The organism is Micromonospora sp. NPDC002296 (assembly GCF_040296145.1).
Taxonomy (GTDB): Bacteria; Actinomycetota; Actinomycetes; order Mycobacteriales; family Micromonosporaceae; genus Micromonospora.
In genome coordinates this window covers 52,005-64,937 of the sequence record NZ_JBEOWQ010000004.1, presented here as the reverse complement: position 1 = coordinate 64,937, position 12,933 = coordinate 52,005, and the positions used below count along the sequence as shown (strand labels likewise).

General features: G+C 74.5%; 8 protein-coding genes and 3 pseudogenes. 5 read left to right on the top strand and 6 right to left on the bottom strand.

Going from position 1 to position 12,933, the window contains the following annotated elements; translation table 11 throughout:
* Positions 1–15: 15 nt before the first annotated feature.
* Complete coding sequence (cysC, locus tag ABT023_RS04805; protein WP_350881751.1) at positions 16–1,545, bottom strand: adenylyl-sulfate kinase; 1,530 nt, start codon at positions 1,543–1,545, stop codon at positions 16–18.
* 301 nt (positions 1,546–1,846) lie between these two features.
* Between cysC and ABT023_RS04800 the strand changes: the two genes are divergently transcribed.
* The 4 genes from ABT023_RS04800 (at position 1,847) to ABT023_RS04785 (ending at position 5,978) form a co-directional block, all read left to right on the top strand.
* Positions 1,847–2,770 carry a polyphosphate polymerase domain-containing protein gene (locus tag ABT023_RS04800; protein WP_350881749.1) on the top strand — a complete coding sequence of 308 codons (924 nt, stop codon included), beginning with the start codon at positions 1,847–1,849 and terminating at the stop codon, positions 2,768–2,770.
* 6 nt (positions 2,771–2,776) lie between these two features.
* Positions 2,777–3,454 (top strand): DUF4956 domain-containing protein, encoded by a 678-nt coding sequence (locus tag ABT023_RS04795; protein WP_350881747.1) that lies wholly within the window; start codon positions 2,777–2,779, stop codon positions 3,452–3,454.
* Entirely contained in the window at positions 3,454–5,115 is a 1,662-nt protein-coding gene (locus ABT023_RS04790) for a CotH kinase family protein (RefSeq protein WP_350881745.1), read from the top strand. Before ABT023_RS04795 ends, ABT023_RS04790 begins: the two co-directional genes overlap by 1 nt.
* A gap of 218 nt (positions 5,116–5,333) precedes the next feature.
* Entirely contained in the window at positions 5,334–5,978 is a 645-nt protein-coding gene (locus ABT023_RS04785) for a hypothetical protein (RefSeq protein ID WP_350881743.1), read from the top strand.
* Positions 5,979–6,332: 354 nt separating this feature from the next.
* On the opposite strand, the gene ABT023_RS04775 is transcribed toward ABT023_RS04785, so the two are convergent.
* The 5 genes and pseudogenes from ABT023_RS04775 to ABT023_RS04760 all read right to left on the bottom strand — a co-directional run.
* Positions 6,333–8,165 (bottom strand): ABC transporter ATP-binding protein, encoded by a 1,833-nt coding sequence (locus tag ABT023_RS04775; RefSeq protein ID WP_350882102.1) that lies wholly within the window; start codon positions 8,163–8,165, stop codon positions 6,333–6,335.
* 149 nt (positions 8,166–8,314) lie between these two features.
* Positions 8,315–10,186, bottom strand: a complete 1,872-nt coding sequence (locus tag ABT023_RS04770; protein ID WP_350881741.1) for an ABC transporter ATP-binding protein — start codon at positions 10,184–10,186, stop codon at positions 8,315–8,317.
* A 116-nt stretch (positions 10,187–10,302) separates the two neighbouring features.
* On the bottom strand, positions 10,303–10,815 hold the full coding sequence (locus tag ABT023_RS04765) for a methylated-DNA--[protein]-cysteine S-methyltransferase (protein WP_350881739.1): 513 nt from the start codon (positions 10,813–10,815) through the stop codon (positions 10,303–10,305).
* Positions 10,812–11,180 (bottom strand): annotated as a pseudogene (locus ABT023_RS29060) (DNA-3-methyladenine glycosylase family protein); the annotation flags it as partial. The gene ABT023_RS04765 and the pseudogene ABT023_RS29060, both read right to left, overlap by 4 nt.
* 87 nt (positions 11,181–11,267) lie before the next feature.
* Positions 11,268–12,290, bottom strand: a pseudogene (locus ABT023_RS04760) (bifunctional transcriptional activator/DNA repair enzyme AdaA); the annotation flags it as partial.
* A 221-nt stretch (positions 12,291–12,511) separates the two neighbouring features.
* Here ABT023_RS04760 and ABT023_RS04755 point away from each other — a divergent pair.
* Positions 12,512–12,922 (top strand): annotated as a pseudogene (locus tag ABT023_RS04755) (hypothetical protein); the annotation flags it as partial.
* Positions 12,923–12,933 lie beyond the last annotated feature (11 nt).

The window sequence follows — 12,933 nt, the reverse complement described above, 5'->3', positions numbered from 1 at the left end:
TCGGCGCGGCCGGCGTCAGGTGGACTGGAGGCGGGGCTCCACCCACCCGGTCTCGGTCAGGTGATGCATCACCGCGTGCACCGCCTCGTCGATCGACAGGTCGGTGGTGTCGACCACCACGTCGGCGTCCGCCGGCACCTCGTACGGGTCGTCGATGCCGGTCATCCCGGTGAGCAGGCCGGCCCGGGCCCGGGCGTACAGGCCCTTGCGGTCGCGCTGTTCGCAGACCTCGATCGGGGTCGCCACGTGCACCAGCACGAAGCCCGCCCCGGCCGCGTGGGCCATCTCCCGGGCGGTCGCCCGCGCCGCCGCGTACGGGGCGATCGGGCAGCAGACGCCGACGCCACGGTGCCGGGCGATCTCGGCGGCCACCCAGCCGATCCGCCGGACGTTGAGGTCCCGGTCCGCCTTGCTGAAGGTCAGCCCGGCGGAGAGCTCCCGGCGCACCACGTCGCCGTCGAGCAGGGTCACCGTCCGGTCCCCGCCCTCGCGCAGCACGTCCGTCAGGCCCCGGGCGATGGTCGACTTGCCGGAGCCGGAGAAGCCGGTCAGGAACACCACGAGCCCCCGGTGCCGCCGGGCCGGGCGGGCCCGGGCGAGTTCCTTGGCCACCGCCGGGGGGGTGTGCCACTCCGGCAGCGGGAAACCCCGGTCGAGCAGGTCATCGAGCTCCGCCTGGCTGAGCGCCAGCCGCCGGTTGCGCGGCGGGATGTCCTCCCGCCAGCGCCACTGCCCGTCCCGGTTGTCGTAGGCCAGATCGCGGGGGACCAGCACCCGCAGGCCGGCGCCGGAGAGCATCTCGCCGGTGGAGAGCAGGTGGGTCACCCCGTACGCGGCGGCCACCCGGGCCTGGATCAGCGCGTCGCTGATCTCGTCGCGGCGGCGGGACAGCGGCACCGCGACCAGGGTCGCCGGGGGCATCCGGTCCCGGGCGGCGAAGACCGCCCGGACCAGCGCCTCGGAGGGCAGCCCGTTGGTCGTTCCCTCGGCCACCGGAATCATCACCAGCAGGTGCGCCCCCAGGGTGCGGACCGCGTGGGCGATCTGGGCGAGCTGCGGGCGGTGCAGGGGGCGGTCGGCGAGGACGCCGAGCACCCGGCCCGGGGGCAGCAGCGCCCGGATCTCCTCCGGGCTGCGGCGCAGCCGCTGGAACGGGCCATGGCCGCCGTCGCCGAGCCGCCGTACCGGGCCGCCGATCCCGGCGACGCCGTCCCGGGCCGGCCAGACGTCGGTGACCTCCAGCGCGGCGATCGGGGCGCCCTCGCCGTCGGTCAGCACCAGCGTCCGGCGCTGCGGGTCGGCCGGGTCCAGGCCGTCGGCGAGCGCCGCGGGCACCTGGAGGGTCACCGGCACCTGCCAGGGCGTGCCGTCGGCGAGCCGACCCCGCCGGCCGACGCCGACCAGGTCGGCCCTGGTCATGAAGCCGGCGAGCGGCGTGTACGCCCCGGTCAGCAGCAACTCCAGATCGGCCAGTTCCCCGGGCCGCGGCGTGTACGCCGGAGCGTCCCGCAGCACCTCTTCGGGCAGCACCCACCCGTTACTCATCGCACCCCCCACTACTGGCCGGCACACAGTTTCTCAGTCGACCGGCGATCGGTCGAGAGCGCCATTCCCCCTACCCGGGGTGGAGTATGCCGGGACCGCTCGGCCGACGCCCCCGGCGAAGCGCCGAGATGCCGTCGGTCACGGACGGCGCGAGGCGGGCGGGGCGGCGATCTCCGCTGCCGTTCACCTGCGGTCCAAAGCTCATCCACAGCTTGTTCATACGCCGTTTCCATGACCGTTCGCTTTCCTTGGCCTCCAGCCGTTCCGTCACCCGAGGAACCCGACCGGAGGAAGCGTGTCCATGCGTCTACGGTTCAACCGCCGAGCCCGTCCCCCAGACCCGGCTGCTGACCACCGAGGCGACCCGACACCGGATCCCGGCCCCTCGACGGCCGGCCCGGACCACGCGGGTCACGCCCTGCGGGCGCCGAGCAAACTGCACGCGTTCAACCGGTACGAGATCAAGTACCTGGTCGCGACGACGAAGGTGCCGGCGCTCCGGCGTGAACTGGCCGACCGGCTCGCCCCGGACAGCCACGGCGACGACGGCGGGTACGGGGTGTGGAGCGTCTACTACGACACCACCGACCTGCGGTTCTACTGGGAGAAGATCGAGGGGCTGCGGTTCCGCCGCAAGCTGCGGGTACGCCACTACGGCGACCGCTGCACCGTCGACGACGACACCACCGTGTACGTAGAGATCAAGCAGCGGGTCAACCGGGTCACCCAGAAGCGCCGGATCGCCCTGCCGTACCGGCTGGCCCGGCGGCTCTGCGACGAGCGGGTGGCGGTCGAGCACGACCCCGCCCAGCGGGCGTTCGTCGAGGAGGTGCTCGAACTCGTCGCCGGCCTCGATCTGCGCCCGGTGGCGATGACCGGCTACCAGCGCGAGGCGTTCGTCGGGCAGGACGCCGACCTCGGGCTGCGGGTCACCCTCGACCACCGGATCCGGGGCCGGGACCGCGACTTCCACCTCGGGGCCGACGCCGAGAACCGGCTCATCGTCCCGGCCGGGCTGTCGATCGTCGAGATCAAGGCCAACGAGCGGGTCCCGTACTGGCTCACCGACCTCGCCGCCCGCGCCGAGCTTCAGGTGGTGCGGGTCTCCAAGTACTGCCAGAGCGTCGAGGCGTTCGGCCGGGCGCCGCGTTCGGTCTTCCACGTCCAGGACGACGACCCCGCCGCCGGCCTGGCGACGGTCACCCCCACGAGAAGTGAGGCCTGAGCACCGATGGACATCACCTTCCAGGACCTGTCCGGCACGTTCAGCGTCGGCGACATCGCCCTCGTGTTGTCGCTGTCCTTCCTCTTGAGCGCCATGATCGGCTGGGTCTACCGGGCCACCCACCGCAACGTGTCGTACAGCCAGTCGTACGTGCAGACGTTGATCATCCTCGGCATGCTGATCTCGCTGATCATGCTGGTGGTGGGCTCCAACATCGCGCGGGCGTTCGCCCTGGTCGGGGCGCTGTCGGTGGTGCGGTTCCGCAACGCGATCAAGGAGACCCGGGACGTCGGGTTCATCTTCCTGGTGATGGGCGTCGGGATGGCCTGCGGCACCCGGTTCTACACCCTGGCCGTCGTCGCCGCCGTCGCGATCAGCCTGATCATCGTGGTGATGCACCGGTTCAACTGGTTCGCCCTGAACGTGCAGCGGCAGGTGGTCAAGGTCCAGGTCCCGGCCGGCGGCGACCACACCGCCGACATCCAGGACGTGCTGGTCCGCTACACCACGGAGTTCGAGCTGGTCAGCCTGGAGACGATCCGGGCCGGCGCGCTCACCGAGCTGATGTACACGGTCCGGCTCAAGAAGGGCAGCGAGCCGGGCGAACTGATCTCGGCGCTCGGCGAGCGGACCTCCGGCCAGCGGGTGACGGTGCTGACCGGCTACGACCAGACGGACCTGTGATGTCCGGGCCGCTGCGCGCCCGGTCCCTGCTGCCCCGCGCCCTGCGGCGACGCCTACCGGCGCGGGTGCGGCAGAACTGGAAGCTGCTGACCACCTGCGTGGCGTTCGTCGCCGTCCTGACCCTGGTGCTGGGCACGGCGCGGATCCGCCCGTACGTCACCAGCGCCGGCGACACCGGGGCGGACGCGGTGACCGTGGACATCGCCGGCACGACGGACCTCTTCGACGCGACCGCCGCCCACTCGATCCGGCTCACCTTCCGGGACGCCGACTACGAGCGGATGCTCGACACCTACTGGAAGGAGGGGGAGAAGGACTACGTCGAGGCGGACCTGACCGTCGACGGCACCACGATCCCCAGCGTCGGCATTCGGCTCAAGGGCAACTCGACGCTGAGCGCGCTGACCTGGAAGGGCGAGAGCAAGCCGCGACAGGGCGGCGGCGACGTCCCCGGCGGGGGTGCCGCTCCCGGCGGCGTACGCCCCGCCCCGGGCGCCGGCCAGCAGCAGGGGCAGGGCCAGGGTCAGCAGCCGGCTCGGGGTGGGTTTCCCGGCGGGGGGATGGCCCGGACCTCCCTGAAGGCCGAGGAGCCGGAGACGTTGCCCTGGCTGATCAGCTTCGACGAGTTCGTCGACGGCCGCCGGTACCAGGGGCACCGCGAGGTGGCCGTCCGGGTTTCCGGCATGGGCGGCGGCTCCACCGTGCTGAACGAGGCGCTGTCGCTGTCCCTGCTCGCCGGCGTCGGCGAGGCGGCCCAGCGGTACGCGTACTCCTCGTTCACGGTGAACGGCCGGCCGACCACGGCCCGGCTGCTGGTCGAGCACCCCGACGAGCACTTCGCCGGCCAGATGGACGGCACCGGGGTGCTCTACAAGTCCCTGGCCAGCAGCAGCTTCACCGACCAGGGTGACGACCAGACCGACTACCAGGACGACTTCAAGCAGATCACCATGCAGGGCAGTCAGGACCTGCAACCCGTGATCAACCTGATCAGATGGGTGAACTCGGCGAGCGACGAGGAGTTCGACGCGCAGCTCGCCGACCGGGTCGACGTGGAGTCGTTCGCCCGCTATGTCGCCCTCCAGAACCTGCTGCTCAACTTCGACGACATGTCCGGGCCGGGGAAGAACTACTACCTCTGGTACGACCTGGGGACGAAGAAGTTCAGCGTGATCAGTTGGGACCACAACCTCACCTTCAGCGGCGACGCCGCCCAGGGGCCGCACGACAGCGGTGGCCGCGGCATGCCGGGCGGGATGCGGATGCCCGAGGGCGCGCAGGCTCCTGAGGGGGCGGAGCCGCCCGGTGGGGCGGGGCTCCCCGGTGGCGTGCAGCCGCCGGGCGGCGCGGACGCGGGGCGGGAGGGCGGAGACGCCGAGCGAGGCCGGCCCGGCGGCATGATGTCGGACCACAAGCTCAAGGAGCGCTTCCTGGCCAGCGACGCCTTCAAGGGCGTCTACGAGGACGCGTACCGCACGCTCTACCAACAGGTGTACGCCGACGGGCGGGCCGCCGGGTCGCTCGACGCGATCACCACGGTCCTCAAGACGGTGGACGGGGCCGACGTGACGGTTGTGGACGCCGACGCGGACCGGCTGCGCACCGTCGTGAAGCAGCGGACGGAGAGCCTCCGGGACAACGAGGTGATCACCGGCGGCTGAACCCGACGAGGGCGGGGTCCGGCGGGCACCACGCCGGCCCCGCCCTCGTCGGGTCCGGGCCTCGTCGGGTCCGGGCCGCCCCGGCCGCCCCTCCGTACCCGGGTGACCCCGTCTCCGTCCGTCGGCATTCCCCGGGGCGGTCGGAATGGTAGGACTGGTCGGAATGGTAGGGCTGGCCGGATGGACCCGGCCGGGCCCGCTACGGCAGGCTGGGGGCCATGGTGGCGGACACGGGCCGGGCGACGCCCCGGCGGTACCCGAAGAGCACCCGGCACTGGGCGACCAGCCTGGCGATCGCCGGGACGGCTGCGGCGGCGACCACCACGGTGGCCCAGTCGATCGGCGACTACCACTGGTGGGCCGGCTTCGTCCTGGTCCCCGGGGCGCTGACCGCCGCGGGTGGCGGGGTGCTGCTGGCCCGCGGCGGCGGGCGGGCGTTCGTCGGGTACGTCGTGGCCTGCGTCGGCCTACTGATCTTCACGGTCGGGGCGCTGCTGATGACCGGCACGACCGGCCGGGGCTGGCCGACCCTGGTCACGCTGCCCTGCCTGGCGGTCGCCGGCACCTACCTGTGGCGGTCCGCCGACCCGCTGGCCCGGGGGCTGCACCGGACGGTCGCCCTGCTCGCCCTGGCCGGAGCCCTGGTCGGGGTGACCCTGTTCCTCATCCGCGCCCGGCTGGTGGACCCGGGGCAGACCCACTGGTGGGGCGGGTACGTGCTGCTCGCCGGGGTGGTGGTCTGCGGAAACGCCGTCGAGCTGGCCCGGCACCGGATGCCGTACCGGCTCCAGGCGGTCACCCTGCTGGTCGGGCCCGCCGTGGTCGCCGCCCTGCTCGGCGTCCGCATGCTGCGCGGCTGGTGATGCCGGGCGGTGACCACGTTCCCCCTGGACGATCTACGGGTCAGTGACGAGGTGGCCCAGATGGGCCAGCACGTCCGGGTCGCCGACGAACCCCCGGGCCGGCCACGCCGGGACTCGTCGTACCCGGGCGGCGGCGTGCTGGACGGGTCGACCGGCAGCGCCGACTGGTCGGGTGTGAGAGGGTGGGAAGGGTCCGGCTCGCCAGTGTCGTCGAGCCGGTACCACACCGGCCCGGCACGCCGAGGAAGCGCTGCCGCCTGACCAGCCAGTCATCGGTCAGGCCGCCCACCCAGCGGTCGTAGCGGTGCTTCATGTGCTCCGGTACCCGAGGCGCTCGGCACCAGGGTCATGCTGTCAGACCAGGGAGTCGCGCCACTGCCGGTGCAGCGCCGCGTACCGGCCGTCGGTGCCGGCCAGCCGGTCCGGCGGGCCGTCCTCCACGATCCGGCCGCCGTCGAGGACCAGCACCCGGTCGGCGGTCTCCACGGTGGACAGCCGGTGCGCGATCACCAGCGCCGTCCGGTCCCGCAGCACGGTGGCGAGCGCCCGCTGCACCAACCGCTCCGTGGGCACGTCGAGCGACGACGTCGCCTCGTCCAGGACCAGCACCCGGGGGTCGGCGAGGAACGCCCGGGCGAACGCCACGAGCTGGCGTTGCCCGGCCGAGAGCCGGCCGCCGCGACGGCGCACCTGCGTGTCGTACCCGTCGGGCAGGGCGGCGATGAAGTCGTGCGCGCCGATCGCCCGGGCCGCGGCCCGCACCGCCGCGTCGTCCGCGCCCGGCCGGCCGAACCGGATGTTCTCCGCCACCGAGCCGCTGAACAGGTGGTTCTCCTGGGTGACCAGCACGACCGCCCGGCGCAGCTCGGCGTCGGCCAGGTCCCGCAGGTCGACCCCGTCCAGGTGGACCGTGCCGGCGTCCGGGTCGTGGAAGCGGGCCAACAGCTTGGCGACCGTCGACTTGCCCGCGCCCGTCGGGCCGACCAGCGCGATGGTCTGTCCGGCCGGCACGGTCAGGTCCAGGCCGGTCAGGATCGGCGCGTCGGCCCGGTACCCGAACGAGACCGACCGGAACTCCACCGCCCCCCGCCCCGGGCCGTCGGGCAGCGGCGTCGGGCGGGCCGGCTCGGGCACCGCCGGCCGCTCGTCGAGCACCCCGGCCAGCTTCTCAAGCGCAGCCGTCGCCGACTGGAGCGAGTTGTAGAACTGGCTCAGCTCCTGCATCGGCTCGAAGAACCGGCGCAGGTACAGCAGGAACGCGGCGAGCACCCCCACCTCCATCCCGCCGCCGAGCACCCGGGTCCCGCCGTACCCGAGCACCACCGCCACGGTCACGTTGCCGATCACCTTGATCCCCGGCGAGTACGTGGCGATCAGCCGGAACGCGTGCAGACTGGTCCGCCGGTAGTCGTCGTTGACGGCGGCGAAGATCCGCTGGTTGCGCGGCTCCCGCCGGTACGCCTGCACCGCGCGGATGCCGCGCAGCGACTCCACGAAGTGGACGATCAGCAGCGCCACCGCCTCCCGGGTCCGCCGGTACGCCCCGGCCGACGCGCGGGCGAACCAGCGGGACAGCCAGAACAGGAACGGGAACGCCAGCAGGGTCACCGCGGCCAGCGGCGGGTCCAGCCAGAGCAGGATGCCGGCCACGGACAGGATGGACAGGGCGGCCAGGACGAGGCTGTCCACGCCGCCGTCGACCAGTTCGGCGATGGAGTCCAGGTCGCTGGTGAGCCGGGAGATCATCCGGCCCGAGGTGTAGCGCTCGTGGAAGCCGACGGACAGCCGCAGGAAGTGGCCGTACACCCGCTGCCGCAGCTCCAGCAGGACGGCCTGGCCGATCCGGGCGGAGAGGGCGAGGAAGCCGCGCCGGGCCGCGTACTCGGTCAGCGCGGCGGCGGCGAAGGCCCCGGCGATCGCGACGAGCGGCCCGCTGTCCCCGGACCGCAGCGGATCGATCGCCCGGTCGATGCCGAGCATCACCAGGTACGGCCCGGACATGGCGGCGGCGTTCTGCGCCAGCAGCAGCCCGACGGCCGCCCCGAGCCGGCGCCGGTGCGGGCGCAGCAGGTCCCGCAGCAGCGCCCGGCTGCGGGTGCGCAGCCGGGCGAGCGCCTCGGGCGTCGCCTCCTCCGCCCGGCTGCGGTCGGCCTCCGGGTCGGTGGCCCGCCCCCGCCACCGGTCCAGGTCCGGCGCGGCCCGCGCCTGCCGGTCCGCCGCGCCCCGTGTCCGCCGGCCCGGTGCGCCCCGGCCGCGCCGGCCGGTTGCGCCCGGCTGGCCGCCCGGCCCGTCGGCGGGCTCGTCCTCGGGGGGACGGACCGTGGGGTCGGCGGCGGTCACGACAGCACCAGCCCTCGCTCGTCCGGTCCGGCGGCCGGCCCGGCCGGGCCCGCAGCCGACACCGCCGGGCCGGTCGCGGCGTCGGAGGGAATGGTCGGGGCGGCGGAGAGGACCGCCCGGTACGCCGGCACCTCGGCCAGCAGTCGCGAGTGGGTGCCGATCGCCGTGATCCGGCCCCGCTCCAGCAGCGCGACCCGGTCGGCCAGCGCCACGGTCGACGGCCGGTGCACCACGAGCAGCGCGGTGGTGTCCCGCAGCACCCGCCGCAGCGCCGTCTCCACCAGTGCCTCGGTGTGCACGTCGAGGGCGGACAGCGGGTCGTCGAGCACCAGCAGCGCGGGCCGGCCGAGCACCGCCCGGGCCAGCGCCAGCCGCTGCCGCTGCCCGCCGGAGAGGGTGAGCCCCTGCTCACCGACCCGGGTGGCCAACCCCCACGGCAGCTCGTGCACGAAGTCGGCCTGGGCCAGCGCGAGCGCCGCCCGGACGTCGTCCTCGTCGGCGTCCGGGCGGCCCAGGGTGAGGTTCTCCCACACCGACATGGAGAACAGCGTCGGCTCCTCGAAGGCCACCCCGACGAGCCGGCGCAGCGAGGCCAGCCGCAGCTCGCGCAGGTCGTGGCCGTCCAGGGTGATCCGACCGCCGGTCACCTCGTGCAGCCGGGGGACCAGGGAGAGCAGGGTGCTCTTGCCGGTGCCGGTCGCGCCGACCAGGGCCAGGGTCTCGCCCGGCTCGACGGTCAGGTCGATCTCCCGCAGCACCGGCGCGGGGGCGCCCGGGTAGCGGAACGACACCCGGTCGAAGACCAGCCGGCCGTGGACCGCCGGCCGGGCCAGGGCGACCGCGTCCGGCGCGTCCACGATTGAGGGACGGGTGTCCAGCACCTCCTGGATGCGGTCGGCGGCGGTCGCCGCCTCCTGGCCGTTGGCGATGATCCAGCCGAGCGACTGCACCGGCCAGATCAGCATCAGTTGCAGGCTGACGAAGGCGACCAGCTCGCCGATGGTGAGCGCGCCCCGGGCGGCGGCCATCGCCCCGGCGACCAGCACCACGCCGAGGGTCAGGTTCGGCACCAGGTCGAACAGCGCGGAGGTGCGGGCCAGCAGCCGCCCCTTGGCGACCCCGGTGTCGTGCAGCGCCCGGGCACCGGCGGCGAACCGGCTGGCCAGCTCGGGCCCCCGGCCGTACGCCTTCATGGTGCGTAGCCCCTGCGCGGTCTCCTCGACCAGCGTGGCCACGTCGCCCTGCTGGTCCTGCATCCGGCGCGACGTGCCGTGGTAGTACCGCCCGAACCGGCGGCTGATCAGGAACAGCGGCACGGCGCTGGCCGCGACCAGCGCCCCCAGCGCGGGATGCAGCCGGATCAGCAGCACCACCACGGCGGCGTACGTCACCAGGTTGAGCACCAGGAACAGCAGGCCGAAGGAGAGGAACCGGCGGATCACCGACAGGTCGCTGGTGACCCGCGAGAGCAACTGCCCGGTCTGCCATCGGTCGTGGAAGCCGGGCGGCAGCCGTTGCAGGTGGGCGTAGACGTCGGCGCGGATCGCCGCCTCCATGCCCACCGACGACGAGGACTGCGTCCACCGGCGGATGAAGATCAGCAGCGCCTCGGCCAGGCCGAGCAGCAGGGCCAGACCACCGAGCCGGACCAGGCCGGCCGGGTCGTGCCGGGCGATCGGGCCGTCGACCACCCGCTGCACCACGAGCGGCACGGCGAGGCTCGCGCCGGTGCCGGCCAGCGCCGCCGCCAGCAACCAGCAGAACTGGACGGTGTACGGGCGCAGGTAGGGGCGGAACCGCCAGAGGTTGCGCAGCGGGCGAGCGCGGTCGGCCGGTTGGGCCGGGTCGCCGTCGCTCTCGGCAGGCACCAGCCGACGGTAGCGTCAAACGGGACTGGCGCCGCTGTCAACTTTCAGCACGTCCTTCGGCACGCCTGAACCCTGCCCGCCCTCGGCCCCGGCCGGGTCGGTCGCGCCCGGCGCGCTCACCGTCCGGCGGGTGCCTCGTGGGCGAGCAGCCACCGCTTCACGTCCAGCCCCCAGCGGTAGCCGCCGAGGCCGCCGTCGGTGCGCAGCACCCGGTGACACGGGACGAACAGGGCGGCGGCGTTGCGCGCGCAGGCCGCCGCCGCGGCACGGACCGCCGCCGGCCGGCCGGCCAGCCCGGCGTACCCGGTGTAGGTGACCGGTCGGCCGGGCCCGACCTCGCGCAGCACCTGCCACGCGTGCGCCATGAACGCGCCGCCGGTGTGCTGCTCCACCGGCACCGTGTCGATCGCGGTCAGCTCCCCGTCCAGGTACGCGGCGACCGCCGCGGTGACCGGGCCGAGGTCGGCCCGCCGCCGGACCGGCCCCCGCAGGCCGGAGTGCACCAGCGGCAGCAGCGTCTCCGGTTCGGGGGTGAAACCGGCGGCCCGGACCGCGCCGTCGGGGCCGGTCAGGATGCTCAGCGGGCCGGCGGGGGTGTCCGTGACCGTGCCGTCGAGGGTGATGTTCATGCTGCTCTCCAGAGTCTGATCACCGCGTACGAGCGCCAGGGGCGCCAGCGTTCCGCGTACGCGTCGAGGGTCAACGGGGCGTCGGGGAGGCCGAGCGCGGCGGCACCGCGCCGCACGGCCAGGTCGGTGTGGAGCTGGACGTCGGGGTCGCCGAGGGCTCGCATGGCCACGTAGCCGGCCGTCCACGCGCCGATCCCGGGGACGGCGAGCAGCCGCCGAACGGTCTCCTCCCGGTCCCCGCCGGGGTCGAGGTCCAGCTCCCCGTCGACGACGGCCCGCGCCGCCGCCCGGATCGTCTCCCGTCGCCCCACCGGCATCCGGAACCCGCCGTCGGCGATCCCCAGCACCTCCTCCGCCGTAGGAAATCCCCGCCCCCACCCCACCCGACCATCCCGCCTGCCCGACCCCTCGGGTTGGTCACCCGACCCGGGGGCGGGGGGTTGGGGTGGGGGGAGGAGGTGGGTGAGGGTGGTTCGGGCTGAGGTGACCGAGACCTGTTGGCCGACGATCGCGCGGACGAGCATCTCGAAGCCGTCGACGGCGCGCGGGACGCGGATCCCGGGCTCCGCCGCCACCAGCCGGGCGAGGGCCGGGTCGGCGGCGAGTGTGCCGTCCACGGCGGCCGGGTCGGCGTCGAGGTCGAGCAGCCGGCGGCAGCGGGCCACCGCCGGGGCCAGGTCGCGCATGTCGGCCAGCCGCAGCGTGGCCGCCACGTGCCCGGCCGCCGGGGTCAGCGCCACCTCCGCGCCGCCGTGCGGCAGCCGCAACCCCCGGCGGTACGTCCCGTCGCGCACCTCCTCCACCCCGGGCAGGGCCCGCAGCGCGAGGAAGTCCAGCAGCGCCGCCGCGTGCAACGGCGGCCGGTACGCCAACCGCAGCGCGATCGTGCCCGGCCCGCCGGCCACCGGTGCCCGTCCCCGGGCGTCGCGCAGCTCCGACGGGGCGGCGGCATACACCTCGCGGACCGTGTCGTTGAACTGCCGGACGCTGCCGAACCCGGCCGCGAACGCGACCTCGGCCATCCCGAGTCCGGTCGTCTCGATCAGGATCCGGGCGGTCTGCGCGCGCTGCGCCCGGGCGAGCGCCAGGGGCCCGGCGCCCAGCTCGGCGCGCAGCATCCGGTGCAGGTGACGTTCGGTGTAGCCGAGCCGGGCGGCCAGCCCCGGCACGCCGTCCCGGTCGACAACCCCGTCGGCGATGAGCCGCATGGCCCGCCCCACCACGTCCGCCCGGACGTCCCACTGGGGTGAGCCCGGGGCGGCGTCCGGGCGGCAGCGGCGGCAGGCCCGCAGCCCGGCTCCCTGCGCGGCGGCGGCCGACGGGAAGAACCGGACGTTGTGCCGCTTGGGCGTCATCGCCGGGCAGGACGGCCGGCAGTAGATCCCGGTCGACGTCACGCCCGTGTAGAACCAGCCGTCGAATCGCTGGTCACGGCTGTCGACCGCCCGGTAGCACCGCTCGAAGTCCAATTCCACGACACCGATACTGCCCCGCCGCCCGACCCTCCGGCTCGCGGAAATCGGACCTGGCCGTGGGGTGGGCAGGGGTCCTCGCGACATCGCCCCACCTCGGCCGGCCCGTCCCGGCCGGGAACGGATTTCCGGGCCGAAAGTGTCGGTAGGTGCCGGTACGGTCCCCGCCACCAACTCAAGAAGGGTGCGGCGATGGCGAGCGTGGCCGGGCGAGGTGTCCGCTGATGCGGTCGGGGCGGGCGCGGCTCGACCGCACGGTGGTTCAGGGCTTCTACGACCGGATGCGGGCGGTCGCCCCGGCGGCGTACGGCGCGATGGAGCGGGACCGGGCCGGTGACCCGGGGCGGGCGTTCCGGGACACGGCGTGCGGCCGGCTCGCCGCGTCGCTCGACGCCGCGGGCCTGCGCGCCCTCGGCATGTGGGCGCACCACTGGTGCATGCGCTTCTACGACGACGACACGCGGGTGGGGCTGCGCCTGGTCCGGGAGATCGCCGGCCGCTCCGGCCTGGGCTGGACGGTCGACGAGGTGCGTTGGATGCTCGGCGAGTCCGCGGCGGCCGGCCCGCACGCCGCGTACCGGTTCACGCTGCCGGCGTCGGCGGCCCGTGAGCTGCCGCCGACGGCCCGCGGTGAGTTCACGACCCA

What these genes read in the sequence shown, in the direction of transcription:
- ABT023_RS04795 (WP_350881747.1), top strand. Translation starts at nt 2,777, where the DNA reads ATGGACATCACCTTCCAGGACCTGTCCGGCACGTTCAGCGTCGGCGAC.
- ABT023_RS04785 (WP_350881743.1), top strand. Translation starts at nt 5,334, where the DNA reads ATGGTGGCGGACACGGGCCGGGCGACGCCCCGGCGGTACCCGAAGAGC.
- ABT023_RS04800 (WP_350881749.1), top strand. Translation starts at nt 1,847, where the DNA reads ATGCGTCTACGGTTCAACCGCCGAGCCCGTCCCCCAGACCCGGCTGCT.
- cysC (WP_350881751.1), bottom strand. Translation starts at nt 1,545, where the DNA reads ATGAGTAACGGGTGGGTGCTGCCCGAAGAGGTGCTGCGGGACGCTCCG.
- ABT023_RS04790 (WP_350881745.1), top strand. Translation starts at nt 3,454, where the DNA reads ATGTCCGGGCCGCTGCGCGCCCGGTCCCTGCTGCCCCGCGCCCTGCGG.
- ABT023_RS04765 (WP_350881739.1), bottom strand. Translation starts at nt 10,815, where the DNA reads ATGAACATCACCCTCGACGGCACGGTCACGGACACCCCCGCCGGCCCG.